A 26368-nucleotide genomic window follows, 5' to 3' on the forward strand; every position below is an offset into this window, starting at 1 on the left:
CCGGTCAGCTCCCTCGGTAGGTGGTGTAGCCGTACGGGCTCAGCAGCAGCGGTACGTGGTGGTGGCGGGCGGCGTCGCGGACGGTGAACACCACCGGGATCTCGGTGTAGAAGGCGTCCGCCCCGAGTCGGTCGGCCACGTCGAACACCAGCCGGTACGTCCCGGCGGCCCAGCCGGCGCCCGGCACCCAGTCGCGCAGCCGGCCGTCGGCGTCGGTGTGTCCGGTGGCGACGGTGCGCCAGCCGTCGACCGGGTCGGCGGCGTCGAGCCGCACGGCGATGCCGGCCGCCGGGGTGCCGGTGGTGGTGTCCAGCACGTGGCTGGACAGCGGCGCCGGCGCGGCGATGTCGTCGACCAGCCGGCCCAGGCGCAGCGCGGCGATGTCGCCGAGCTCGGTGCGGACCACGCCCTGCTCGGTGTCCGGGTCGTGGTGCAGCCGCTGTCGGGCGGCGGCCACCAGTTCGGCGGCGCCGCGGCCGTTGGCGAAGATCAGGAAGCGGTACCCGAACCGCTGCTCGTAGGCGTCGTTGGCGGCCGCCAGGTCGGCCGCGACGGCTGCGCCGGCCCGGTCGACGGCGGAGCCGTCAGCGCCGGAGCCGTCCGTGGCGGAGCCGTCCGTGCCGGAGCCGTCCGTGCCGGAGCCGTCGGTGGCGGAAGCGGCCGTCGCCGCCGCCTGCTCGCGACGGGACCACTCGGCGTCCCGGCCGGTGCCGGTGGGGGGCCGCCCGATCCGCGGGTGGGCGGCGACCGCGCCGACCACCTCCGGCCAGGGCAACGCCCCGATCCGTGCCCGCGCGGCGGCGGTCAACGCCGCCCGGTCGGCGTACGGCCGGCCGGCCGTCACCGCGGCGGCCCAGCCGGGCGCGGCGCAGCAACTCAGCAGCAGTTCCCGCACGTCATCGGCGGGCAACGTGTTGAACACGTCGAGTCCGCGGTCCAATCCGGTCCCCTTTCGCTGGGCAGCAGCAGTCAAGCAGTTGCGGCGAGCCGGCCGGTAGCGGCGCAGGGACCAAAGACGAAACATCGTCACCGTACGGTTTTGGAGGTTCATCCAATCACCGTGACCGGAGGCGACCCCTGTGCTGCTGGCCGACGTGCTCGACAAGGCCCACCTGAAGCTGGTGCCGCTGACCGGCGACGACGGTCGGGACCGCACCGTCGGCCGGGTCAACGTCATCGACCTGCCCGACCCGGGCCGCTACGTGTCCACCGCAGACCTGGTGCTCACCGGCCTGATGTGGCACCGGGGGCCGGCCGATTCCGAAGTCTTCGTCGCGGCGCTGGCCGCCGCCGGGGTGACCGCGCTGGGCGCGGGTGAGGCGCTGCACGGCAGCGTGCCCCGCGACCTGGTCGCCGCCTGCCGCCGGCACCGGCTACCGCTGTTCGAGGTGCCCGCCGACGTGTCGTTCCGCGACATCATCGACGACGTTCACCCGACCCTGTGGGCGCAGCGGGCCAGCTCGCTGGCGGCGGTGCTGGGCCGGCAGCGCGGACTGGTCGCCGCGATGGCCGCCGGCGCCCGGCTGACCGATCTGCTGCCGACCGTCGCCGCGGCGATCGACACCGACTGCTGGACGTTGACCACCAGCGGCCGGGTGGTGGCCGGAACGGCCGAGCTGGCCGATCCGGTCGCCGAGGCGCTGAGCCGCGCCTTCCTGACCGCGCAGCGGCTGCCCGCGACGGTGACGGTCGATGGTGCGCGGTTCTCCGTGTTCGGGGTGCCCGGCCGGGCCGAGCACCGGCTGGCTGCCTGGTTGGTGGCCTGCCGTGGCGCGCTCGACACGCTGCCCGGCACGGTCGACGAACTGACCAGCGTGGTGGCGCTGGAGCGAGCGCACCTGGACGAGGCCGCCCGGGTGGAGGCACGGTTGGCCGGTCAGCTGCGGGCGGCGCTGCGGGCGCCGGGGGACCTCGCCGGACTGCGGGCCGCGCTGCTGGCCGCCCGGCTCGACCCGGACGCCACGTTCGTCGCGGTCGCCGCCACGCTGGACGGGATGCGCGCACCGGCGACGCTGACCGTCGCCGTGGTCGACGAGTTCCTCAGCCGGCTGGCACCCGACCGGGCGGTCGCCGTCCTCGAACCCGACCTGCCCTCGGGGGCGCTCGCCGTGCTGGCGCTGGCTCCGCAGGCCGCCGGCACCATAGGTTCGGCGCTGGTCGCCGCCGCCGACCGGATGGCGCCGGGGCTGCGCGGCGGCCGGCTCATCCTGGGCGTCTCCGCCGCCGGCGTGGGTGCCGCCGGGCTGGGCGGGGCGGTCGAGGAGGCGCTGCACGCGCACCGGTCCGCCACCGGCACCGCGACCGGCCCGGTCAGTGTGGTGGCCGCCGGTGACCTGGCGTCGCATTCGCTGCTGCTGGCCGGGGTGCCGGCCGGCACCCGGCAGGGGTTCCGCGGCCGGCTACTCGGGCCGGTCGAGGAGTACGACCGGACGCACCATGCCGACCTGCTGCGTACGCTGTCGGCTTTTCTCGACTGTGACGGATCATGGAGCCGCTGCGCGCAACGGCTCCATGTGCACGTCAACACGTTGCGGTACCGGATCGGCCGGATAGAGCAGTTGACCGGCCGGGACCTCGGCCGGTTCGAGGACCGGGTGGACTTCTTCCTGGCGTTGCGGCTCACCGCCGGCTGACCCGTGCGCCGCAGGCCCGTACTCCGCCGGATGGATCGAGCCCCGGCCGCCGGTCAGCCGTCCGCCGTCGCGGCCGCTGCCGGCCGCGACGATCTCGGCGGCGATGCTGACCGCGGTCTCCTCCGGGGTCACCGCCCCCAGATCCAGCCCGATCGGCGCGGACAGCCGGGTCAACGCGGCCGGCGGCACCCCGACGGCACGCAGCCGGGCCGCCCGGTCGGCGGCGCTGCGCCGGGACCCCATCGCCCCGATGTAGGCCAGCGGCAGGTCGAGTGCGGTCCGCAGCAGCGGTACGTCGAACTTCGGGTCGTGGGTGAGTACGCAGAGCACCGTACGCGGGTCGACCCGACCGGCGGCGGCCTCGGCGCTCAGGTAGCGGTGCGGCCAGTCGACGACCACGTCGTCGGCGTCCGGAAACCGCTGCCGGGTGGTGAAGACCGCCCGGGCGTCGCAGACCGTCACCCGGTAGCCGAGGAACCGGCCCTGCCGGGCGAGCGCGGCGGTGAATTCGGTCGCCCCGCAGATGATCATCCGGGGCGGTGGCAGGATGCCGAGGACCAGCAGGGTGGTGCCGGCGGCGGGCTGGGCGAGCGTGGTCCGCCCGGTCTCCAGGGCCGCCCGCGCGGCCCGGACCGCCGCCGCGTCCAGCGTCGGACCGCCGAGCGAACCCCACTGACCGTCGGCGTCGACCAGCAGCCAACGGCCCCGGCTGGCTGGCGGCCCGGTGAGGCAGGTGACGACCGCGACCGGGCGGGCGGCCCGGGTCGCCGCATGCAGCCGGTCGAGCTGCGGCACGCTGTCGCGGTCCACCCGCTGCACGTACACCTCGATGGTGCCGCCGCAGGTGAGACCGGGGTCGAACAGCTCGTCGCCGGTGTCACCGAAGCGCGCCAGCCGCCCCTCACCGGTGTCCAGCACGGTACGGCACAGCTGGTAGATGGCGGCCTCGACGCAGCCGGCCGAGACGCTTCCGGTGACCGTACCGTCCGGGGCGACGAGCATGCTGGTGCCCGGTGGCCGGGGTGCGCTACCGGAGGTGGCGGTCACCGTCGCGACGGCCACCTGCTCACCGGCGTACCACCAGCGCATCGCCTCGTCGAGGACCGGCCCGATCATCCGGTCGCCACCGTCCGGGCCGATGCACCGCCGGACCCGCCGCCCTCGATGAGCCGGTCGAGGTCGGCGAGCCGGTCGGGCTCCGGGAACCGGGCCAGGTCGCCGGGCCGGTCCAGGTCGGTCGGGTCGGCCACGTCGTCGCACGGCACCAGACGCAGCTGGTCGGGGTGGGCCCGCAGGTAGTCGCGGGCGCCGGTGTCACCGGTCGCCGACGCCGCCACCGCCGTCCAGTGTGCCCGACCCAGTACCACGGGATGCCCCGGCCGCCCGTCGACGTAGCTGGCCGCGGCCAGCGTCCGCCGATCGGCGCCGGCCGCCACCCGGCGGACCGCCGCTGGACCGATCCCCGGCATGTCGACCAGCAGGACGGCTGCGGCGTCCGCCGGGCTGATGCCCACCGCCGCCAGGCCGACCCGCAACGACGAGCCCATCCCGGTGGCCCAGTCCGGGTTGACCGCCGGCACGGCACCGGCCAGGTCGGCACTCGTACACACCGCGTCGGCCGCCGCGCCGAGCACCACGATCACCGGCCGGCAGCCGGCCGAGCGCAGCGTCTCGACGGCCCGGGTCACCAACAGGGTCCCGTTGAGACGGACCAGCGCCTTGGGCCGACCGTAGCGGTGGCCGGCGCCGGCGGCGAGGACGATTCCGGCAAGCACCCGTCAACGATGGGCAGCGGCTGATCACCCGGTCAAGGCGCCCGGGTGCGCCTTGTAGGTTCGTCCAACCACCCGGCTGATCGGCGGGTCGGGATTGTGTTCCGCCGTCATTGTCCGGGCCGACGGCGGCGGCGGACGATGCGGACCGTGGATCTGCATACCGTCTCCGACGTGATCGCCGCCGACGCCGACGCCTGGCGCCCCGGCGACCGCTGGCTCGCCGGCGGCAGCTACCTGTTCTCGCAACCTCAGCCCGGGGTGCGCCGGCTGCGTGACCTGACCCGGCTGCGCTGGCCGTCGATCCGGATCGATTACGACGGGCTGGAGATCGCCGCTACCTGCACCGTCGCCGAACTGGCCCGGTTCGCCCCGCCGCCCGGCTGGAATCGGGTGACGGAGCTGGTCGCCGGCTGCTGCGACGCGTTCCTCGCCTCCCGCAAGATCTGGAACGTGGCGACCGTCGGCGGCAACATCTGCGCGGCGCTGCCGGCCGGTCCGATGACGTCACTGGCGGTGGCGACCCGGGCCGAGTACCTGCTCACCGACCTGGCCGGCGGGCAGCGCCGGGTGCCCGCCGACGGATTCATCCGCGACGTCGGTGCGACGGTGCTCGACGCCGGCGAGTACCTGCGCAGCGTCCGGCTGCCGGCAGCCGCCGCTCGGGCCCGGTACGCGATGCGCCGGGCGTCGCTGTTCCGGCACGGCCGGTCGGCGGCGCTGGTCATCGGCTCGGTCGACCAGGACACTGGCGGGTGGACGATGTCGGTGACCGCGGCCACCCGCCACCCGGTGGTGCTGTCGCTGCCGGCCGCACCGACCGGGCCCGAACTGCTGGACCGGGTCGACGCCGGATGCGCCGCCGCCGGCTGGGTCGACGACGTGCACGGCCTGCCGCGCTGGCGGCGGCACCGCACGCTGCGGATGGCCGAACAAATCCGGGCCGAACTGGCCGCGGCCGGCACCGACGGCGAGGACGGCCGGTGAACGTCGTGGTGAACGGCACCGCCGCCGCCGGGGAACCGGCCGCCGGCCAGTGCCTGCGCACGTTCCTACGCGACCAGGGCTGGTACGGCGTGAAGAAGGGCTGTGACGCCGGGGACTGCGGGGCGTGCACGGTACACGTCGACGGAGTCCCGGTACACAGCTGTGTCTTCCCGGCGGTACGGGCCGAGGGCCGGTCGGTGACCACGGTCGAAGGACTGGCCGACGGCGACACGCTGCACCCGGTGCAGCAGCGGTTTCTCGACGCGCAGGGATTCCAGTGCGGATTCTGCACCGCCGGGCTGGTGATGACGGTGGCCGCGCTCGACGGCGACCAGCACGCTGACCTGCCGCGCGCGCTGAAGGGCAACCTGTGCCGGTGCACCGGCTACCGGGCGATCCGCGACGCGCTCGACGGGGTACGGCACGTGACCGGCACCGCCGACGGCACCACCGGCGGCGGCCCTGGCTGCCCGGCGGTCGGCGGCAACGCGGCCGCCCCGGCGGCCCGGCAGATCGTCACCGGCACCGCCCGATTCACCTTCGACGTCGATGTTCCCGGGCTGACCCACCTGAAGCTGGTCCGCTCGACGGTGCCGCACGCCCGGATCGTCGACGTCGACACCGACGACGCGATGCGGGTACCCGGGGTTCTGGCGGTACTCACCCACCGCGACTGCCCCGACCTGCGGTACTCGACGGCCCAGCATGAGAACCCGCGCGAGGACCCGGCAGACACCCGGCTCCTTGACGACGTGGTCCGCTTCGTCGGACAGCGGGTGGCGGCGGTGGTCGCCGAGACCGAGGCGGCCGCCGAGACGGCCGCCAACCTGGTCCGGGTCAGCTACCAGCCGCTGCCGGCGGTGTTCGACCCGGCGGCGGCGATGCTCCCGGGCGCGCCCGTCCTGCACGACCTGGATCCGGCGGTCAGCGGCATCGCCCGGCCAGTGGACAACGTGGCCGGTGAGGTGCACGGTGAGATCGGCGACGTCGACCGGGCGCTGGCCGACGCCGACGAGGTCTTCACCGCGACGTTCCGTACCCAACGGGTGCAGCACGCCCACCTGGAGACGCACGGAGCGGTGGCCTGGCCGGAGCCGGACGGCGGGCTGACCGTACGGTCCAGCACCCAGACGCCGTACCTGACCCGGCGGGCGCTGGCCCGGCTGTTCGGCCTGCCGGTCGAGAAGGTCCGGGTGGTCGCCGGCCGGGTCGGCGGCGGATTCGGCGGCAAGCAGGAGATGCTCGTCGAGGACGTGACGGCGCTGGCCGCGCTGCGCACCGGACGACCGGTGAAACTGGAGTTCACCAGGGCCGAACAGTTCACCGCGGCGACCACCCGGCATCCGTTCCGGACCCGGGTGACGGTGGCGGGGCGCCGCGACGGGACGCTGACCGCGATCCGGCTGCATGTCGTCGCGGACACCGGCGCGTACGGCAACCACGGCCCGGCGGTGCTGGCACACGGCTGCAGCGAATCGGTGGCCCTCTACCGGTGTGCGAACAAGCAGGTCGACGGTTGGTCGGTCTACACCAACACGGTGCCGGCCGGCGCGTTCCGCGGCTACGGGCTGGGGCAGGTGTCGTTCGCGGTGGAGTCCGCCGTGGACGAGCTGGCCCGCCGGCTCGGGTTCGATCCGATCGCGTTCCGCGCCCGCAACGTGATCGGCCCGCAGGATCCGCTGGTCACCCCGGTCGGGCACGACGACACCGTACGGGTGCACAGCTACGGCCTGGACCAGTGCCTGGAGCTGATTCAGCGGGCTCGGGACGAGCACCGGCATGCGGACGCCGGAGCCGGCTGGCTGGTTGGCGACGGCATGGCGGTGGCGATGATCGCCACCGGACCACCGGGCGGTCACCACGGCCGGGCCCGGGTCACCCTCGACACCGACGGCGGCTACCAGTTGGACATCGGGATGGCCGAGTTCGGCAACGGGTCGACCACCGTGCACCGGCAGTTGGTCGCCGACGCGCTGGCCACCACCGTGGACCGGATACGGATCCGGCAGTCGGACACCGCGCTGGTCGGTCACGACACCGGTGCGTTCGCCTCGACCGGCACCGTGGTGGCCGGCACCGCCGCTCAGCGCGCCGCGCTCGCACTGCGGGACGTGCTGGTCGACGCCGCCGCGCGGGCGACCGGCGTCGACCCGCGGGAGTGCCGGGTGGACGCGACAACGGTGCGGTGCGCCGGCCGGCGGATCGATCTGGTCGACCTGGCCCGGGCCGCGTCGACGGCCGGCCGGCCGCTCACCGCCGAGGGGCACGCCGACGGAGCGCACCGCTCGGTGGCCTTCGACGCGCACTGGTTCCGGGTAGCGGTCGACCCGGACAGCGGGGAGATCCGAATCCTGCGCAGCGTGCACAGCGCGGACGCCGGCACGGTGCTCAACCCGATGCAGTGCCGGGGGCAGGTGGAAGGTGGGGTGGCGCAGGCTCTCGGTGCCGCCCTCACCGAACATGTGGACATCGACGACCAGGGTCGGGTGACCACCGACGACTTCCGCAGCTACCACCTGCCGACCTATGCCGACGTGCCGCTCACCGAGGTGCTGTTCGCCCAAACCAGCGATCCGCTCGGGCCGGCGGGCGCGAAGTCGATGAGCGAGAGCCCGTTCAATCCGGTGGCCGCCGCGCTGGCGAACGCGCTGCGGGACGCGACCGGAGTCCGCTTCACCGATCTGCCGTTCACCCGGGACCGGGTGTGGGACCGACTGCAGCGCGGTCGGGCCGGCGGCGAGTAACGACATCGGCGAGTAACGACTGAAGGAAGAATAGATTCGTATGGTGGCTGTTTCGTTGGCGGAGATCGTTCGGGCGCCGAAGGTGCTGCTGCATGACCATCTGGATGGTGGGTTGCGGCCGGCGACGGTGGTGGAGTTGGCGGACGAGGTGGGTCATGTGTTGCCGGTGACGGATCCGTCGGAGTTGGGTCGGTGGTTCGTGTCGGCGGCGGATTCGGGGTCGTTGGAGCGGTATCTGGAGACGTTTGCGCACACGGTGGCGGTGATGCAGACGGAGGCGGGGTTGTTCCGGGTGGCGGCGGAGTGTGCGGTGGATCTGGCGGCGGACGGGGTGGTGTACGCGGAGGTGCGGTTCGCGCCGGAGCAGCATCTGTCGCGGGGGTTGGGGTTGGGTCAGGTGGTGGAGGCGGTGTTGGCGGGGTTCGCGGCGGGGTGTGCGGAGGCGGCGGAGGCGGGTCGGGTGATCCGGGTGGGGACGTTGTTGACGGCGATGCGGCATGCGGCGCGGTCGCAGGAGATCGCGGAGTTGGCGGTGCGGTACCGGGATGTGGGGGTGGTGGGGTTCGATATCGCGGGTGCGGAGGCGGGTTTTCCGCCGACGCGGCATTTGGACGCGTTCGAGTTTTTGCAGCGGGAGAATTTTCATTTCACGATTCATGCGGGTGAGGCGTTCGGGTTGCCGTCGATTTGGCAGGCGATTCAGTGGTGTGGTGCGGATCGGTTGGGGCATGGGGTGCGGATTGTGGATGATATTGAGGTGGGTGGGGGTGGGGTGCGGTTGGGGCGGTTGGCGTCGTATGTGCGGGACAAGCGGATTCCGTTGGAGTTGTGTCCGTCGTCGAATGTGCAGACGGGTGCGGTGGGTTCGATCGGTGAGCATCCGGTGGGGTTGTTGCGTGATCTGCGGTTCCGGGTGACGGTGAACACGGACAACCGGTTGATGAGTGGGACGTCGATGTCGCGGGAGATGTGGTTGTTGGTGGAGGCGTTCGGGTGGGGGTGGTCGGAGTTGCGGTGGTTGACGGTGAACGCGATGAAGAGTGCGTTCATCCCGTTTGACGAGCGGCTGGCGGTCATCGACGACGTCATCAAGCCCGCGTACCGGTCCCTCGTCGAGGACGAGGAGGTCGACCGTGTCGGTTGACGCCCAACCCCGCCGATGCGGCGGAGCGACCGCCGGCCGGTGGGGCGCCATCCCGCACCGCAGGCTGCTCGACGCGGTCGCCGCAGCGGTTCCGGCCGACCGGCTGCCCAGAGTGGAGACCGCCACCGTGACCCATCTGCTGCGGCCGGTGCCCTGGCAGCGGCGCTCCGGGCTGGTCAGTCTGGTCAGCACCGCCTACCCGGCGCTCGCCCACCGGGTGGCCACCGTGGTCGACGGCGAGTTCCCCGGGGTACGGATCGCCACCACCGCCCGGATGAGCGGACGCGACGACCGGGACCGGTTCGACGTACTCGTCCCCAGCGGTCGGGCCGACGAGGTGCTCGGCTGGCTCGCGCGGCTGTGGCAGACGGCAGCTGAGCAGGTCGGGCCGCACGCCCGGCCGGGTCTGCGCACGCCGGCCGCCCGGACGATGTGGCGGGCGGCGCTGCTGGTCGCCAACGGCTCCCGCCGCCGCAGCCAGGTCCGGGTCCGGGTGCCGGATCCGGCTGCGTTGACCGCGCTGACCCAGGCGGGTGACGCGCTCGGCCTGGCTGTGCACCAGCACGTGCGGCGGGGCAACTCCTACTTCGTCACGGTGGATGATCCGGCCCAGTCGGTCCAGTTGCTCCGGATCGTCGGCGCCGGGCCACACGCCGAGGCATGGGTGCGCGACACCGCCGCCTGACCGGTCGGCCGTGCGGACAGCTCCGCGGGGCTCCCGAGCCGTGTCGCCAACCTAGAGTCGTGGTACGGTCACCCTCGGTCGCTATGATCCCCAGCAGGACACAGGGGCGGGAGGCCGAATGCAACCGGTAGATCCGTACCGGCTCGTCGAAATGCTGGGATCGTGTCCGGCGGGCAGCGTCTGGTCGGCTGTGGAACCCCACGGCGAGCAGATCACCGTGGCGATCCTCGACGCCGATGTGGCCGCCGACGAACGGTGGCGGGAGGCGTTCTCCTCGGCCGCCGAGGCGCTGGCCGACCCGGCGGCGGGAGCGCCGGCCTTCCGATACGCGAACTTCACCGCCCGGGTCCCCTGGGTCGCCTGTGGTGCCGGGCACGGTGAAGGGGCGGAGCGGATCTTCCTCGCCCTCGGCCAGGAGTACCAACCGGCCGGACCGCAGGGCGCGGTCGGCCCGGCAGCCGAGCGACCAGCGGCCCTGGCCCACCAGCCGGCGTACCCTCCGGTGCCCCGGTTCGCCCCGGCCGAACCACCGCGCCGACGCGTTCCGGGCCCGCTGCTGGCCGGGGCGGCGGTCGTGGCGGTCCTGCTGGCCGGTGCCGCCGTCACCTGGTGGCCGGACCGGTCCACCGAGAACCCACCACGGTCCGCAGCGAACGCGTCGCCGGGCCGGGCGGTCGACACCCCGCCGAGCGACACCCCGCCGGGCGGCCCTCCGCAGGATGGCACCCCGCCGCTGGCCACCCCGGACCAGCCCGGGTTGGAGCCACCGGCGGAGAGCTCCTGGCGGGCCGACTGGCCCCGGTTCACCCCGGAGGACACGGTCCGCACCTACACCGACCTGGCCGACGTGGGTCTGATCCTCAAGGTGCCGTGGAGCTGGGACTGCTCCCCCGTCCCGGACGACCGGGCCCCGCAGACCCGCCGCCTGCGGTGCAGCGGCACGTTCAGCGAGCAGCAGCAGGAGGTCGGTGGCGAGGTCGTGGTCCGGCCCTGTCCACAGCGGTGCACCCCGGACCGGCAGGCGAGGATGCGCCAGGCCGAGGAGGCGTGGAGTCAGCAGTGGTTGCAGGCAGGCATCGCTACCGCGTACGCCGAAGTCAGCACGCTGGAGGTCGACGGTGAGCGGCGGCACGGTCTGGTGATGGTCGCCTACTGGCGCGGCGGGCAGGACGGGTCGATCGACCGGCAGCTGGTGCTGCGACTGACCGGCCCGGCCGACGGGGCCAGCCCGCTGCGCATGATCGCGAACTATCTCCGCAGTTCGCTGCTGCTGTAGTCGGCTGGCGGCGGTGCCGTCACCGACACTCGGCTTCGATCCAGTCGGCGAGCTTCGCGGCGAACTCGGCCGCGGCGAACGACTTGGCGTGTGCCTGGATACCGGCGGCGTCGAGCTGGTCGAGCCGGCGCAGCAGCGGAACGTAGTCGTCGGCCCGGGTCGAGTCGACGAGGTGTCCGGTCGCACCGTCGACGACGGTCTCCAGCAGCCCGCCACGGCGCAGCCCGAGGACCGGCGTACCGCAGGCCTGGGCCTCGACCGGGATGATGCCGAAGTCCTCGTGCACCGGGAAGAGCAGTGCTCGGGCCCCCCGGTAGAGCTGCCGCAGCCGGGCCCGGTCCGGACGTACCTCGAAGGTCACCTCGGCGCCGACCCGGTCGGCGTGCCGGCGCAGGTTGGCCTCCTGGGGCCCGGAGCCGGCGACGACCACCGGCATCCGGGCGGCCGCGGCGATCGAGATGATCAGATCGAAGTTCTTGTACGGTATCCAGCGCCCCACCCCGAGCAAATAGTCGCGTTGCGCGACGGGGTCGTCCGGCTGGGCGGTGGCGAAGTAGTCGACGTCGACCGGCGGATGGATGACCACCGCGTCGCGGTGCCAGAACCGCCGGATCCTGTCCCGCACCTCACGGGAGTTCGCGGCGTAGCTGGCCACGTGCCGACTGAGCCGCACGTCCACCGCCTGCAGGGCCCGCCGGGGCAGGGCGAGCAGCCGGCCGGAGCCGCGGCCGTCGTAGTCGGGACTCCACACGTACCGAGCCGGCGAGTGGACGTAGCTCAGATGCCGGGTCCGCCCCGGCGCACCAAGCCGTACGGTGTGCGCGAAGGCGTGGCTGGACGACAGGACCACGTCGAAGTGCTCCCGGCTGAGGGTCCGCCACACCAGCGGCATCAGCGGCAGGGCGAGGGTCTTGCTGCGGCGCAGCGGTGTCCGGGCAAGCCAGGATTCCCGCAGGCCCTGGTCGGTCACCCCGGGGTCGGACCACAGCACGAACCGTTGGGCGTGCGGGACGAGGTCGGCGATCCGCCGGAACACCTGCTCCGACCCGCCGGTGTCGCCGAACCACTCATGGACGAGTGCGACCGAGCGGCCGGCAAGTGGTGTCGTCAACTCCGCGAGCTCCCCTCATCTGCGTCGGTGTGCCGGTCGGCTGGATCAGCGCCCGCGGCCACGGAGCACCTCGGCGACGGTACGCAGCACCACCTTGATGTCCAGCCACAGCGACCAGTGCTCGATGTAGAAGTTGTCGAACCGGGCCCGGTCGGAGATCGGCGTGTCCCCCCGCAGGCCGCTGACCTGAGCCAGCCCGGTGAGTCCCACCGGGACCCGGTGGCGCGAGGCGTAGCCGGGCAGCTCGGCGGAGAACTTCGCCACGAAGTACGGACGTTCCGGACGGGGACCGACCACGGTCATGTCGCCGCGCAGGATGTTCCACAGCTGTGGCAGCTCGTCGAGCGACGTACGTCGCATGAACCTTCCGATCAGGCTGACCCGGCGGTCGTCGGCGATCGACCAGGTGGTCCGGGCCTCCTGGTCGGTCTCGGGGCGCAGCGACCGGAACTTGATCACGTTGAACGTCCGGCCGTGCTGGCCGATGCGCTCCTGCCGGAAGAAGATCCCCCGGCCGCCGTCGATGAAGGTCGCCAGTGCGCACAGGGCGAGCACCGGGCTGAGCAGGACCATTGCCACCGAGGCGAGTGCCACGTCGGAGGCCCGCTTCACCATCCAGCGCGGACCGGACAGGGCGATGTGCCGCACGTGGACCAGCGGGATCGCGCCGATGTGGTCGGGTTGCCGCCCGTACGATCCCGACCCCCACAGTCTGGCCACCGCCCAGAGGTCCTGGCTGGCGCACTCGGGTCGGCGCAGCAGATCCATCAGCCCGGCTTCGGGGCAGTCCGGATCGGCGATGATGAGCACGTCGCACTCGACCATGTCGATCAGCCGGCCGAGGTCGTCGAACGTCCCGACCAGCGGCAACGACGCGCCGTCGGTCTGCCGGGCGGCTGAGTCCACGCAGCCGGCGAACCGCAGGCCGTAGCTGGGGTAGCGGCGCATCAGCCGGGCCAGCTCGGCCGCGACCGGACCGCTGCCCAGGATCAGGGCGTTGTGTTCGACCCAGCGGCGGCGACGGGCGAAGACCACCACCGCCCGGGTGATCGAGCGTCCGATGATCAGCAGTACGGCCGAAACGGCGATCCCCCGCATCAGGTCGGCCACGTACTCCACCGAGTCGTGCCGCAGCCCGGCGATGATCGCGACGGTGCCGGACGCGGTGAGCAGGCGTCCACACAGGGTCGGCAGTTCGTCGAGGAAGCTGACATGGCGTCTGGCCCGGTAGAGCCCGCTGAACGCGAAGACGGCGATGGTCAACGCCGCCATGAACAGGGTGCCCCGCCAGTAACGGTTCGAGATCAGCAGCGGAGCGAGCAACGCGGCGAGGTCCACCGGGGCGGCGATCATCCAGGCCCGTAGCGGCCGGGTGCGGCTCGATGCCCGCGAACCGGCGTACGGCAGGACGGCGGTGGCGCCAGTCGACGGATCCGGCCCCTCGTCCGGCCGTGGCCGGGGCACCAGCGGCAGCAACGGGGCTTCCACGACTTGGCCATGCCTTCCCGGTTCGATGGAGCGGGGCTGGTGGTCGGTGCCGGAGGTCACCGCGCAGCGGCGAGGATCTCGTCGACCGCGTCGCGACGGACCGCGTCATAGAAGGAAGCGGCCGCCTCGGTGTCGGCGAACACCACGCTCTCGTCACCGACCCGCCCGGTGCCCTCGGTCGGGCTGGTGACGAAGGTGAGGTCGTCGCCGCGCAGGTGTCGCAGGTCCATGCCGAAGTCGAGCAGGGACAACGTCTCGTCGACCGCCACCGCGTCGGCCGTGGCCCGGATGAACGAGTTCAGCGTGGCCGGGCTGGACAGCACCCCACCGGAGGCCGCCTTCTCCAGGATGGCCTTGATGACCTGCTGCTGGTGGCGGATCCGGGCGAAGTCGCCATCGGCGAAGGCGTACCGCTCGCGGGCGTAGTCGAGGGCCGCCGCGCCGTCCATCGTCTGCGGGCCGGCGGCGAACGACCGTCGGTTGTCAGGGTTGAGGGAATGGTTGGAGGTGAACGCCTCCTCGACGTCGATCTCGACCCCGCCGAGCGCGTCGACGATCTCCCGGAATCCGGCGAAGTCCACCAGGGCGACGTTGTCCACCCGTACTCCGGTGAACTCCTCGACGGTCTGCACCATCAGCGGGATACCACCCCAGGCATACGCGGCGTTGATCTTCGCTTCCCGTCCGCCGTATGTTCCTTCCTGGTTTTCCGGCACGAAGACCCAGGTGTCCCGGGGAATGGAGATCAGCTGGGCGCTCTGCCGGTCGGCCGCGATGTGCGCCAGGATGATCGTGTCACTGCGGGAGCCCGACGTGCTCTGCGGGTCCCGGGTATCGCTGCCGAGGATGAGGATGTTCGTGGCGGTGGTCACCTTTTCCGGCCGGAACTCCTCCGGCACGTCCACGAACGCCTCCACCCGCTCGATCCCGGACTCGATCGACCGCAGGTAGAACCCACCGGCGAGCAGTCCACCGCCACCGAGCAGCGTCAGGACCACGAGCACCGTCAGAGCGATCCGCAGCCCGCGGCGACGGCGACGCGGTGGCGCGGCGGCGGAGTCCATTACCGACTCGGGATCCTGCGTCCCCGGCTGCACCCCGTCCGCAGCCCCGCCCAACTCCTGGGCGGCCGTGGGGTCCGCGAGCCGTTCTCGACGTGACATGTCAGTGATAGTACTGACGAAGGTTTCCGGATGATGTCCGCCCGGGACAGTCGAAGATCCACTTTAATCATCCACGCCGGTCTTATCCGCATTCATCTTCCTACCGGCGCGGCTCGGGACAGTGGATCATCGTCCCTACCTTGCCGACGGACCTGACGGATTCCCGTCAAACCGCCGGGCATTCTGCCCTAATCGTCCGGTCCGCAAGCCAGCAGGTGGCAGCCCTGACCGACACTGGATGGACCGTCCGCTCGACCGCAGGATCGGAGTGCCGAGGTGACCATGGAGGCCGGTGCGAACCGGGCACGTGACCGGCTCGCCTCCCGGGGCGTGGCCGAACTGCTGACCCTCGTCGGCCGGCTGCTGCGCCGGCCCCGGCGCGGCGAGCACGATCTGCCGGTCGTCGTGGCCGTTGGCGCTGCCGGGTCCGAGGTGCACGCCGGGCTGCTGCGCCGGCTCCGCCGGCCGGCCCACCGCCGAGTGCCGCATGTCGACGTCGACGCCACCGAGTTCCCCGACGGAGCAGGAATCCGCCCGCTGCTCGACGCGATGCACCACCAGCTCGCCCTCGACGCGTTCGGCGGTGAGCCGTTCACCTTCCGCCACTATCCGCTGGCCCGCTGGCTGATGGACCAGCGGTTGGCCGACGTCGAGGTCACCGAACGCCGGGCCCGGCTCACCCAGATGCTCCGCGACTGGCGCCGCCGGCCGGCCGCCGAGAACCTGAGCGGCGCCTCGGACGCCGAGACCATGTTCGCCACCGCGTACCGGCTGCTGCTCTGGCTGGTCCTGCGGGCGGTCCCGGACGTGGTCTTCCGGGCCGCGTTGTCCGGACGCCTACCGGTGATCGGCGGCCGGTACCGCTGGTTCATGCGCCAGCAGTACCTCGCGCCACGACAGAGCGGCACCTTCATCGGCTTCGCCGAACGACTCACCACCGACCTGCGTACCGGGGAACAGCCCGAGCAGGTGCGCAAACTGCTCGTGCACGCCTTCCTGGAGGACCTGCGCGCCGGACATCTGCGCCGCGTCTGGTCACCGAACGGCTGGCAGCGCACCGCCTATCCGGTGCTGCTGCTGCGCGACGTCGCACCGGACAACGCCGGACACGCCCTGCTGCGGCTGGTCAACGATGTCCGCAACGAGACCGGCCGGTGGGACCCCCTGCTGATCCTGGCCACCGCGGCCGAAGGCTACGCCCCGGTACCGGACGCTGCGACCCCGATCCGGCTGACCGAGGTGGACATCGGCCTCGACGAGTGGCGCGACGCCCTGCCGGAGCAGCGGCGGCTACGCCGCGCCGACGCATGGATCCTGCCGCTGGCGGCGACCGCCGACCCCGACGACCGCTACGGGCACCCGACCGCCGCCGACCTCGCACCGCCGGCGCCACCGTGGTGGGCCCGGCGAACCGTCGCCGCCGCCGTGGTCCTGGCCCTGCTCGCCGGTGGACTGTTCTGGGCCGGCGGGCGGTGGGGTCCGGGCTGCCTGCCGCACCCGGGGCAGGGCGAGATCTCGCTGCGGCTGATCGACGGCGAGTGCGTCGGTTACAGCGACAACCTGGCGTACGTGTTCAACCACGACCCGGGCCAGGAGGCGCTGCGCGGGGTACAGGAACGCATCTTCCGGCAGAACGAGGAGGTCATGCAGGTCTGGCGGAGCAGCCAGCGCCGCCGCCCGCTGATGACGCTGGTCTATCTGGGCATCATGACCGGCCAGCGGACCGGTCCCCGAGAGGTCTCCTACGTCTCCGAACGCGAAGAACTCGAAGGGATGGCGGTCGCCCAGTACGCCCGGATGAAGGCGTCGGCGAGCACCGACGGCCAGGCGCTGCTGCGCATCGTGGTGGCCAACGGCGGCAAGCAGATGCGACACGCGGAGCGGACTGTGGAGCTGCTGGCCGGGCTGGCCCGCCGGGATCCGACGGTGGTCGGCGTGGTCGGCCTGGTGGAGAGCCGCACCACCACGGCCCGGGCCCTGCGGCGACTCAACGAGGTGGGGCTGCCGGCGGTCGCGCCGACGCTGTCCGCCGACGGGCTGCACCGCAACTCGCGGCTCTACCTGCAGATGGTCCCGCCCAACGCCGACCAGGCCGAGCTGGTGTCGGCGTACGCCACCCGGGTGCTCGGCCTGTCCGAGGCGCACATCTACTACACCACCGGCGACAACAGCCCGCTCGCCGATGACCTGTACGTCAACACACTGGTCACCGGCCTGACCGAGCGGCTCGGCGAGCAGGCCACCGCGCGGCCGTTCCGGGTCGGCGACTCGCTCGGTCACGAGTGCGGCTACCCCGGTCTGCTCTTCTTCGCCGGCCGGTACTCGGAGTTCGACGAGTTCCTGGAGGCGCTGCGGGGCTGCCGGAACAATCCTCCGCTGCATCTGGTGGCCGACGACTCGGTCAACCGATACCTGGCCAACCACCAGCTGCGGGCGAACGCGCCGGGCAACCTGCCGGTGACGTACGTGTCGAAGGCCGCGTTGGCGATGTGCACCCGGCTGGTGACCGACGCGGTCGCCGACGAGTCACGCCGCCGGTTCCTCGACCTGATCCGGCGCGACGACCTGCTCGGCGAACGGCGGTGCGTGGACGGCTCCGGGCCGCCGGTAGGCGAACGCGTGGCGCTGGCCTACGACGCGACGATGATGCTGATCGCGGCGGTGGAGCAGCTCGCGGCCCGGCTGAACGTCGGCTCCCGGCCGTGGGACGCGCGGGCGGTCAGCCCGGTCGCGGTCTTCACCGAGGTGCTGCGGCAGAACGCCGCAGCGGCGTACCCGGGGGTGACCGGGCCCACCCGGTTCTCGGCGGACACCGGTGAGCCGGTGGAGAAGCGACTGTCGCTGATGTACGTGGCCAGCGTGCCGCAGGTCGACCAGGAACCCACGGAGGTCTTCTACTGTGGCCGGGCACAGCCGGAGGACCCGCCCGGCTGCCATCCGGCCCCGGCGACCCCGACCGGCGACACCGGCTGAGCCGCCCACCGGCCGACGGATGGAACCTTCCGGACCGCCGGGGAGTCGGGCACTGCATGGGAGAATCCCCGCCGGACGCCGACGGCGGCGGCCTGGCGCACCCCGACGACGTCGTCGGCCAGGTGTACGCCGGCAGCTACCGGCGGCTCGTCGTGCAGCTGTACGCCGTCACCGGCGACCTGGGCGAGGCACAGGAGACGGTGCAGGAGGCGTTCGTCCGCGCCCTGCTCGCCCCGCACCGCTTCGCCGAGCTGGACAACCCGGAGGCGTGGCTACGCCGGGTGGCGGTCAACGTCGCCCGCAGCCGGCACCGCCGCCGGGCCGTTCTCGCCCGGCTGCTCCCCCGGCTGGCCGCCCCGGTCGACACCGAACGGCTGATCGCCGACAGCTCGGCCGAGCACGTCGCGCTGATGCGGGCGCTGCGCCAGCTGCCGGCCGGGCAACGACACGCGATCGCCCTGCACTACCTGGCCGACCTGCCGGTCGCCGAGGTCGCCGACGCGCTCGGCGTCACCGAGGGCACCGTCAAGTCGCGACTCTCCCGAGGCCGGACGGCCCTCGCCGGTCTGCTCGTCGACACGTCGACCAGTTACACCCGGAGCAGCCATGCCTGACCTGCGGCTGACCACCTTCGACCGGGAGCGAATCAGCGAAGCGGTGATCCAGCCGGCACTGGACCGGCTCCGGGCACGGGCCCGACGGCGACGGCGGACCATGATCGTCGCCGCCGCGCTCGGCCTGCTGCTGGTGGCGCTGGTCGCCCCGGGCCTGGCCGCCACGGTGGGCCGTCACCGGTCCGACGGCCCCGCGCCACCCGGCCCGCTGCGGATGACCGTGTGGGACGACCGGACCGTGGTGGGCTTCGACGGCCCCGGCGAGGACTGCCGGTTCCGGTTCACCCGCAGCGACGACGCCGGATCGACGTGGCTGCCGCTGAACGGACCGGACACCACCGCGGACTGCCTGCACGACGCGGACGGCCACCCGGTGTCCCGGGCGGTGGCGTTCAGCCTCACCCCGGACGTCTTCCTGGTCGGCGTCGGCGTAACCGACCACGTGTCCACCGACGCCGGCCGGACCTGGCGGGACGCCACCGCGACGACCCGCACCGTCACCGTGTTCCCGCCCGAGGCACAGCCGGTCGACTGTCTGACCCACTGCGCCGACCTGCGCCCGCCGGTCGCGGTCGACCCGGTCGCGGGCACGGTGTACCGGCTGGCCGATCCGCCGACGGTCGGCGGACGGGTGTACGTGGCCCCGGACGGGGCGATCTGGACCGCCGGAGCGGCCGGAGACGGGCCGGGCACCGTGATCGCGGTCAGCACCGACCGGGGCGCCAGCTGGCGGACCACCGCCGGACCGGCCGGCGCCCTGGTCGCCGGCCTCGCGGCCCGCGACGCCCGGCAGGCGTTCGTCCTGTTCGACCCGATCGACGCGGGCGAGACCGGCTCGTCGGCCGCCCGGCCGGTGCTGTGGCGTACCACCGACGGCGCGCGCAGCTGGCAGGACCTGGCCGTCCCGCTGCCCAGGCTGGACCAGAGCGCGCTCACCGTCGGCGACGACGGCCGGCTGCTGGTGGGCGGCCTCGGCCGGCACACGGTGCCGACGTGGACCAGCGACGACGACGGCACGACCTTCACCGCCGGCACCGCCGGCCCGTACGGCGAGCTCGGTGCCCTGCCGGGACGGCTGTGGGTCTCCGCCGGGCAGCCCGGCGCGCCCGGCTCGGTCACCGTCGACGGCACCAGCTGGCAATCCGTACCACTGCCGACACAGTGACCTTCCGACCTGGTCTGAGCTGCGCGGATTCATGATCACGTGACAGCCGCGTCACGGTGCCGACATCAACCGGCCGGAGATTGTGGCCACCGCTTCACCGCCAGGAGGTTCCATGGCCCCCACCCCTCCGACCGACGACGAGTTGAACACCTTCATCGTCGCCCAACTCGCCTCGCTCGGCATCGACCTCGACCAACTGCCGGCCGGCACCACCGCCGACCCGGTCACCGGCTCTCCCGGCCGCGACTCGGTCCTCGCGTCGCTGCGGTCCTTCATGCGCAGTACGGTGCCGGCCCTCGCCGCCTACCAGATGCCGACCCCGGACGCCGGCGACCCGGCGACCGCCATGGCACTGTCCCAGCAGCCCGCACCGGTCCTCTACCCGTCGATCAGCACCGAATGGCGCAAGCCCCGTTGACAATCCTCCCCGCCCTAAGGACGGGGATTCCCTGGGTCGCCCCAGGGGGTTCCTGTTTCACCGACGACCGCCCCGTCCGAGAGGAGGACTCCCGGTGAGGTCTTACACCGCCTCCACAGGCAATCACGGAGAGCCCCTCCGCGAGAATGTTCCGTGCCGCGTTGACATCCCGGTCATGGGCCTGCCCGCACCGGCAGGTCCACGACCGGACCGCCAACGGCATCCGCTCGGCCAGTACGCCACACGCGGAGCACAGTCGGGTCGACGGGAACCAGCGGTCCACGACCACCAGGTCGCGGCCGTACCAGCGCGTCTTGTACTCCAGCATGCTGCGGAACTGCCGCCAGCCCGCGTCGGAGACGGCGCGGGCCAGACGGTGGTTGGCCGTCATGTTGCGGACGGTCAGGTCCTCGATCACGATCGTTTGGGTTTCACGAACGAGCCGAGTGCTGAGTTTGTGCAGGTGGTCGCGGCGGCGGTCGGCGATCCGGGCATGAATCCGGGCCACCGCCAGCCGGGCCTTGGCCCGGTTCGCCGAGCCTTTGGCCTTGCGTGCGAGGTTCCGCTGGGCGCGGGCCAGCCGCCGCCGGTCGCGGCGTTCATGTCTCGGGTTGGGGATCTTCTCCCCGGTGGACAGGGTGAACAGGCTGTCGAGGCCGGCGTCGACCCCCACCACGGCACCCGACGCCGGGGCCGGTTCGATCCGGTCGTCGCAGAGCAGGGAGACGAACCAGCGGCCCGCCGGGTCCTGCGACACCGTCACCGTCGACGGCGCCGCGCCCTCCGGCAACGGTCGGGACCACACGATGTCCAACGGATCGGACATCTTCGCCAGGGTCAGCCGACCGTCGCGCCACCGGAACGCGCTGGCGGTGTACTCCGCCGACCGCCGCGACCTCTTCCTCGACTTGAACGTCGGGTACCGGGCCCGTTTCGCCCAGAAGTTGGTGAACGCGGTCTGCAGGTGCCGCAGCGCCTGCTGCAGAGGGACGCAGGAGACGTCGTTGAGGAACGCCAGGTCGTCGGTCTTCTTCCACGCGGTCAGCATCGCCGACGTGGCGTTGTAGGTGACCCGTTCCCGACGCAGGGTCCACGCCTCGCTGCGGGCGGCCAGCGCCATGTTGTAGACCAGCCGGACACAACCGAACGTCCGGGCAAGCTCGGCGGCCTGCCCGGGGGTGGGGTAGAAGCGGTACCTGAACGCCCGCTTCACGGTCCTGGACACAGTCCACAGTCTAGCGATTCGGTCGTGAGCCATGGGGTCGCGTGTGCGGTGGACGCCGATCCGCCTCGGCACCGGATCGGCTTTCCCTGCCCTGCTCCGCAGGAGTTCCGTTTCCTCCCCGGCCTGAAGGCCGGAGTATCCACGGAAGGAATCCGATGACAACAGAGGACGCCATGACAGACGCTTCGACAGGCGTACAACTGCCGCTCGACCGGCTCCTCGACCGCCGCGCGTTCCTGGCCCGCACCGCCGCGCTGGCAGCCACCGCCGCTGTCGGCACCGTGGCGCTGCCCGGCCTGGCCGGGCTCGCCTCGGCCGCGCCGAGCGACACCAGCGCCCCGGCCGTCACATTCAACCCGGATCTGGACCGGGGAGCCGCGTACAACAAACCACGCGAGTCGGCTATGTCCGATCCGACCGAATGGACCATCTCGGAAGCCGCCTGGATGATCCGGCACAACAAGATCGTGCCGGTCGAGCTGGTGCAGGCCTACCTGGACCGGATCACCGCGTACGAGTCGACGTACCAGGCGTTCAACGTGGTGCTCGCGGAGGCGGCGGTCAAGGCCGCCCGGCAGTGGGCCAACCGGCCGTACCGGGGGCCGCTGCACGGCATCCCGCTGGCCATCAAGGACAACTACTTCACCGAGGGCGTGCCGACCACCGCGAACTCGTACCTGTTCCAGGACTTCGTCCCACCGTACGACGCCACCTCGGTCGCCAAGCTGGTCGTGCAGGGCGGCATCGTGCTGGGCAAGACCCAGATGGGTCCGCTGGCCACCACCCGGGCGACCCTGCCCAACGGTCAGGTCACCACCGTCAACGCCTGGACGCCGACGAACCCGTCGACCAACCCGGGCGGATCGTCGACCGGCACCGCCACCGCCGTCGCCGGCCGGCTGGCCAGCTCGGGGATCGGCACTCAGACCGGCGGCTCGATCACCTCGCCGTCCAACGCCCAGAACCTCACCGGCATAAAACCGACGATGGGCCGGGTGTCGCTGGCCGGGATCGTCCCGCTCACCTACACCCGCGACCATCCCGGCCCGCTCGCCCGCGACGCCAAGGACGCGGCGATCATGCTGATGGCGATGGCCGGGCCGGACCCGGCCGACCCGCGCAGCCAGGGCCTGCCGCCGGTGCCGAACCTGATCAACGCGGCGACGCCCCGCTACGACGGCGACAGCCTGCGGATGCGCTGGAAGACCCGGATCGGGGTGCTGCCCGGCTATGCCGACGGCGGCTCGGAGACGGCGGCGGCCCGCCGGGCGTTCCTCGCCGAGATGGCCGCCATACCGGAGTGCGAGCTGGTCGAGGTGCCGTTCCCGGACGAGTGGAGCCTGCTCACCGGCAGCGCGTTCAACAACGTACGGCTGCCGGAGCGCAGCGAGCCGTTCATGCCGTACCTGCGCAGTGACCTGCGTGGCTTCGGGGTGTCGGTGACCAGTTGGCTGCAGGGCGCGTTGCTGGGCGCCAACGGGTGGGTCACCGGCCAGCGCGCCAAGCTGCTGCTGCTGGACCGGATTCTGGACCAGATCTTCAGTAGCTGCGATGTGGTGGTGCAGACCAGCCCGGTGCCGTTCGACATCGTCGGGCTGCCGGAGATCGCGTTCCCGATCGGCTTCTCCGGCGGCGGGGTACCGATCGGCACCATCCTCGGCGGGCAACCGTACGCCGAGGACCGTCTGCTGTCGGTGGCCGCCGCGTACCAGGCGGTCACCGACTGGCACTGGCGGCGGCCGGCCGACCCACCGGCGGTCGACCCGTCGCCGACCGCGTCCACCGCCGCCGCCCGGTCCGCGGCGGCGACGCCGTCGCGGGGTCGGTTGACCGCCGAGGAGGTCGCCGAGCTCACCCAGTGACCGGACGCGCTTCGGCGCGCTGCGGGCCGTCCACCCGGTGGGTGGGCGGCCCGCGCTCCGTTGCCGTCGGAAGCGGTGCCGCGACGATCCGCTGCGGGTCGACCTTCCGGACACCCGGACGACCAATTAAGGTTAGGCAAACCTGACTTGACCTCCCGGGAGTCCCGTGACCACGCAGCCGCACCGGCCTCCGCCGCTCGGCCGGGCGCGCCCCCGTGCGACAAGGAGAACCATGAGCTTCAAGGATGCCAAGAAGCACACCACGCTGTGTGTGGTGAACGTCGTCGGCACCGAACGGATCAGCCCGAACTTCATCCGGGTCACCCTCGGCGGCGACCAGTTGCAGCGCCTGCCCGACCACGGATTCGACCACTGGTTCCGGCTCTTCCTGCCGCAGGAACACGGCGAGACCACCTTCGACCTGCCCAACCGGGCCGACACCATCGGCTACCTGAAGTACCTGCGGATCCCGTCGGCGACCCGCCCACACCTGCGCAACTACACAGTCCGCGCGTTCCGGCCACAGGACCGCGAACTCGACATCGATTTCGTCGTGCACGGCGACGAGGGGGTCGCCAGCCGCTGGGTGCAACGCACCAAGGCCGGTGACACCGTCGCTCTGCTCGACCAGGGCTGCGGATACGAGTTCGCCCCCGACACCACGTTCCACCTGCTGGCCGGCGACGAGACCGCGCTGCCGGCGATCGTCGGCATCCTGCGGGACCTGCCGCGCGACGCCACCGGCCTGGCCCTGGTCGAGATCCCCGACCCCGCCGACGCCCAGCCGGTCGACGCACCCGCCGGGTTCGAGGTCCGCTGGCTGCCCCGGCCGGCCGGGACCCGGCCGGGCAGCCTCGCGCTCGCCGCGGCGCAGGCCTGGACGACCGACAGTCCGACCACGGTGTCCGCCTACTTCGCCGGCGAGCAGGCCCTGCCTGCCGGGGCCCGCCGCCACCTGGTCGAAATCGGGGTCCCGAAACGCAGGATCGCGTTCACCGGCTACTGGCGACTCGGCAAGACGCACTGAACCGGCCAGTCTGCCGCCGCCACCCGCTGCACGGAGCGGGCGAATTGCAACCGCAGTGGATCGTGTGACGGCGGAACCGGCGGTAGATTACCTCAAGCGTCGCCGCCCCCGGCGGCGCCGATCACGGTTCGTCCGTGCACATTCTACGAAGGGATGATGTGGTGAGCAGACGCTTCACCGCCGGTGCCGTCGCTACCGCGACGACCCTGGCCCTGCTGGGCGCCGTACCGGCCGGACCGGCCGCCGCCGCCCCCGGCGCCTCGGGCGACGTCACCGAGTACACGGTGGTCGCCGAGGCCGGCACCGGCACCGCCGAGGCGACAGCGGCCATCGAGGCCGCCGGCGGCACCGTCACCGGCAGCACCGTCGACGTGGGCATGTACCAGGTCGTCACTGACGACGCCGAGTTCGCCGCCAAGGTCGCCGCCGCTCCCGCGCTGCTCGGCGCCGCGGAGAAGCGGGCCATCGGGTACGCGCCACGCCAGCGCTTCGACACGGTGGAGCAGGAGCACCGCATCGCCGGCGCGACATCCGCCGGGGCGGCCGGGCGACGCGGCACCCGGATGGACCCGCTCGACGACAAGCTCTGGGGCCTGCCGATGATGCGGGCGGACAAGTCACGCCGGGTCGAGCCGGGCGACCGGCGGGTCACCGTCGGCATCCTGGACACCGGGGTCGACGGTCAGCACCCGGACATCAGGCCCAACTTCAGCTACTCGCTGTCGCGCAACTTCGCCCCCGACATCCCCGACATCGACGGGACGTGCGAGGTGGAGTCCTGCCTGGACCCGGTCGACCGCGACGACAGCGGCCACGGCACCCACGTCGCCGGCACCATCGGCGCCGCCGCCAACCGCTTCGGCCTGTCCGGCGTCGCCCCCAACGTCACCCTGGTGGCGCTCAAGGGTGGCCAGGACTCCGGCTACTTCTTCCTCGACTCGGTGGTCAACGCCCTGGTCTACGCCGGTGACGCCGGCATCGACGTGGTCAACATGTCGTTCTACATCGACCCGTGGCTGTACAACTGCCTGGACAACCCGGCCGACTCCGCCGAGGAGCAGGCGTCGCAGCGGGCCACCATCGAGGCGGTCAACCGGGCGCTGCGGTACGCGCACAAGCGGGGCGTCACGCTGGTCGGCTCGCTCGGCAACAACCACGAGGACCTGGGCGACCCCCGCCCGGACTCGTCCAGCCCCAACTACGGCGGCACCCCCCGGCTGCGCACCATCGACAACGACACCTGCTGGGACCTGCCGGTCGAAGGCGCACACGTGATCGGGGTGTCGGCGCTCGGCCCGTCGAAGGCCAAGGCGGACTACTCCAACTACGGCACCGAGGAGATCTCGGTCGCCGCGCCCGGCGGCTGGTTCCGCGACGGGTACGGCACCCCGACCCACCGGACCTACGACAACACCATCCTGTCGTCGTACCCGCTGCACGTACTGCAGGAGGAGGGCGCGGTCGACGCTGACGGCAACATCGTGCCGGACGCCGAGTCGTACGTGTTCAAGGAGTGCACGTCGGCCGGGACCTGCGGCTACTACACGTACCTGCAGGGCACCTCGATGGCGTCGCCGCACGTCTCCGGGGTGGCCGCGCTGATCGTCAGCCGGTACGGCAAGCGCGACGGCCGCCGGGGCGGGCTGACCCTGGACCCGGACAAGGTGGAACGGCACCTGTACCGGACCGCCGCCGACACGGCCTGCCCCGAGCCGCGCCTGGTGTCCTACGCCAACGAGGGCCGGTCCCCCGAATGGGACGCCTACTGCGACGGCGGCACCAGCTTCAACGGCTTCTACGGCCACGGCATCGTCGACGCCTTCGCCGCGGTCACCCGACCGCTGCACCACCACTGAGCACGTCCGGTCCGGACGGCCGGGGTTGGCTGATCACCGCCCACCCCGGCCGCCGGCCGCAGCCGGTCCCGCACCGCCGCCGGTCGACGTCGCGTGACATCGCCGAATCCATCCGACCCTCCTCGTCATACCAGCAGAATCGTCAGGTTCGCAGGGTACGGACCGCAGGCCGGTCCGGTGACCGGTCAAGGTTGCGCCGTCGTTCGGGTGGCCACTGCCCGCCCA

General features: G+C 72.4%; 19 protein-coding genes and 1 pseudogene. 13 read left to right on the forward strand and 7 right to left on the reverse strand.

Annotated features, from left to right (window positions below; all coding sequences use genetic code 11):
- Window positions 1-4 precede the first annotated feature (4 nt).
- Complete coding sequence (uraH, locus tag O7629_RS12735; RefSeq protein ID WP_278169391.1) at window positions 5-940, reverse strand: hydroxyisourate hydrolase; 936 nt, start codon at window positions 938-940, stop codon at window positions 5-7.
- A gap of 154 nt (window positions 941-1094) precedes the next feature.
- Between uraH and O7629_RS12740 the strand changes: the two are divergent.
- Window positions 1095-2561 (forward strand): annotated as a pseudogene (locus O7629_RS12740) (PucR family transcriptional regulator ligand-binding domain-containing protein); the annotation flags it as partial.
- On the opposite strand, the gene O7629_RS12745 reads toward O7629_RS12740, so the two are convergent.
- On the reverse strand, window positions 2484-3749 hold the full coding sequence (locus O7629_RS12745) for an XdhC/CoxI family protein (RefSeq protein WP_278169392.1): 1266 nt from the start codon (window positions 3747-3749) through the stop codon (window positions 2484-2486). The pseudogene O7629_RS12740 and the gene O7629_RS12745 overlap by 78 nt on opposite strands.
- Window positions 3746-4408, reverse strand: a complete 663-nt coding sequence (locus O7629_RS12750) for a nucleotidyltransferase family protein (protein ID WP_347403652.1) — start codon at window positions 4406-4408, stop codon at window positions 3746-3748. The genes O7629_RS12745 and O7629_RS12750 overlap by 4 nt, the downstream gene beginning before the upstream one ends.
- Before the next feature lie 147 nt (window positions 4409-4555).
- Between O7629_RS12750 and O7629_RS12755 the strand changes: the two genes are divergently transcribed.
- The 5 genes from O7629_RS12755 to O7629_RS12775 all read left to right on the forward strand — a co-directional run bounded on the left by O7629_RS12755 (window position 4556) and on the right by O7629_RS12775 (window position 11241).
- Window positions 4556-5392: an FAD binding domain-containing protein gene (locus O7629_RS12755; protein ID WP_278166929.1), complete on the forward strand. Its 837-nt coding sequence runs from the start codon at window positions 4556-4558 to the stop codon at window positions 5390-5392.
- On the forward strand, window positions 5389-8136 hold the full coding sequence (locus O7629_RS12760) for a molybdopterin cofactor-binding domain-containing protein (RefSeq protein WP_278166930.1): 2748 nt from the start codon (window positions 5389-5391) through the stop codon (window positions 8134-8136). The genes O7629_RS12755 and O7629_RS12760 overlap by 4 nt, the downstream gene beginning before the upstream one ends.
- Window positions 8137-8176: 40 nt before the next feature.
- Entirely contained in the window at window positions 8177-9280 is a 1104-nt protein-coding gene (locus O7629_RS12765; protein WP_278166931.1) for an adenosine deaminase, read from the forward strand.
- On the forward strand, window positions 9270-9965 hold the full coding sequence (locus tag O7629_RS12770) for a hypothetical protein (RefSeq protein WP_123601747.1): 696 nt from the start codon (window positions 9270-9272) through the stop codon (window positions 9963-9965). Before O7629_RS12765 ends, O7629_RS12770 begins: the two co-directional genes overlap by 11 nt.
- Window positions 9966-10155: 190 nt before the next feature.
- Window positions 10156-11241 carry a hypothetical protein gene (locus O7629_RS12775; RefSeq protein WP_278166932.1) on the forward strand — a complete coding sequence of 362 codons (1086 nt, stop codon included), beginning with the start codon at window positions 10156-10158 and terminating at the stop codon, window positions 11239-11241.
- A gap of 19 nt (window positions 11242-11260) precedes the next feature.
- On the opposite strand, the gene O7629_RS12780 is transcribed toward O7629_RS12775, so the two are convergent.
- The 3 genes from O7629_RS12780 to O7629_RS12790 are packed head-to-tail and all read right to left on the reverse strand — an operon-like array spanning window position 11261 to window position 15003.
- Complete coding sequence (locus O7629_RS12780) at window positions 11261-12352, reverse strand: glycosyltransferase (protein WP_278166933.1); 1092 nt, start codon at window positions 12350-12352, stop codon at window positions 11261-11263.
- Window positions 12353-12397: 45 nt separating this feature from the next.
- Window positions 12398-13840 carry a sugar transferase gene (locus O7629_RS12785; RefSeq protein ID WP_278166935.1) on the reverse strand — a complete coding sequence of 481 codons (1443 nt, stop codon included), beginning with the start codon at window positions 13838-13840 and terminating at the stop codon, window positions 12398-12400.
- Between the two features lie 56 nt (window positions 13841-13896).
- Window positions 13897-15003: an LCP family protein gene (locus O7629_RS12790; protein WP_278166937.1), complete on the reverse strand. Its 1107-nt coding sequence runs from the start codon at window positions 15001-15003 to the stop codon at window positions 13897-13899.
- Between the two features lie 282 nt (window positions 15004-15285).
- On the opposite strand from O7629_RS12790, the gene O7629_RS12795 reads away from it, so the two are divergent.
- From O7629_RS12795 to O7629_RS12810, 4 genes are all read left to right on the forward strand, one after another.
- Complete coding sequence (locus tag O7629_RS12795; protein WP_278174513.1) at window positions 15286-17976, forward strand: hypothetical protein; 2691 nt, start codon at window positions 15286-15288, stop codon at window positions 17974-17976.
- A 56-nt stretch (window positions 17977-18032) separates the two neighbouring features.
- Complete coding sequence (locus tag O7629_RS12800) at window positions 18033-18590, forward strand: SigE family RNA polymerase sigma factor (protein WP_278169393.1); 558 nt, start codon at window positions 18033-18035, stop codon at window positions 18588-18590.
- A complete protein-coding gene (locus tag O7629_RS12805; RefSeq protein WP_278169394.1) occupies window positions 18583-19755 on the forward strand; it encodes a hypothetical protein in 1173 nt (390 codons plus the stop codon). Before O7629_RS12800 ends, O7629_RS12805 begins: the two co-directional genes overlap by 8 nt.
- A gap of 112 nt (window positions 19756-19867) precedes the next feature.
- Window positions 19868-20173, forward strand: a complete 306-nt coding sequence (locus tag O7629_RS12810) for a hypothetical protein (RefSeq protein ID WP_278169395.1) — start codon at window positions 19868-19870, stop codon at window positions 20171-20173.
- Here the strand turns inward: O7629_RS12810 and O7629_RS12815 are convergent.
- Window positions 20145-21398 carry an RNA-guided endonuclease TnpB family protein gene (locus O7629_RS12815; protein WP_278169396.1) on the reverse strand — a complete coding sequence of 418 codons (1254 nt, stop codon included), beginning with the start codon at window positions 21396-21398 and terminating at the stop codon, window positions 20145-20147. The genes O7629_RS12810 and O7629_RS12815 overlap by 29 nt on opposite strands.
- A gap of 173 nt (window positions 21399-21571) precedes the next feature.
- Here O7629_RS12815 and O7629_RS12820 point away from each other — a divergent pair, with 173 nt between their 5' ends.
- The 3 genes from O7629_RS12820 to O7629_RS12830 all read left to right on the forward strand — a co-directional run bounded on the left by O7629_RS12820 (window position 21572) and on the right by O7629_RS12830 (window position 26143).
- Window positions 21572-23260 (forward strand): amidase, encoded by a 1689-nt coding sequence (locus O7629_RS12820; protein WP_278169397.1) that lies wholly within the window; start codon window positions 21572-21574, stop codon window positions 23258-23260.
- 232 nt (window positions 23261-23492) lie between these two features.
- Window positions 23493-24287: a siderophore-interacting protein gene (locus tag O7629_RS12825; RefSeq protein ID WP_278166945.1), complete on the forward strand. Its 795-nt coding sequence runs from the start codon at window positions 23493-23495 to the stop codon at window positions 24285-24287.
- A gap of 161 nt (window positions 24288-24448) precedes the next feature.
- Entirely contained in the window at window positions 24449-26143 is a 1695-nt protein-coding gene (locus O7629_RS12830) for a S8 family serine peptidase (protein WP_278166947.1), read from the forward strand.
- Window positions 26144-26368: the final 225 nt, after the last annotated feature.

Origin of the sequence: Solwaraspora sp. WMMD792 (genome assembly GCF_029626105.1) — a bacterium.
Classification (GTDB): Bacteria; Actinomycetota; Actinomycetes; order Mycobacteriales; family Micromonosporaceae; genus Micromonospora_E.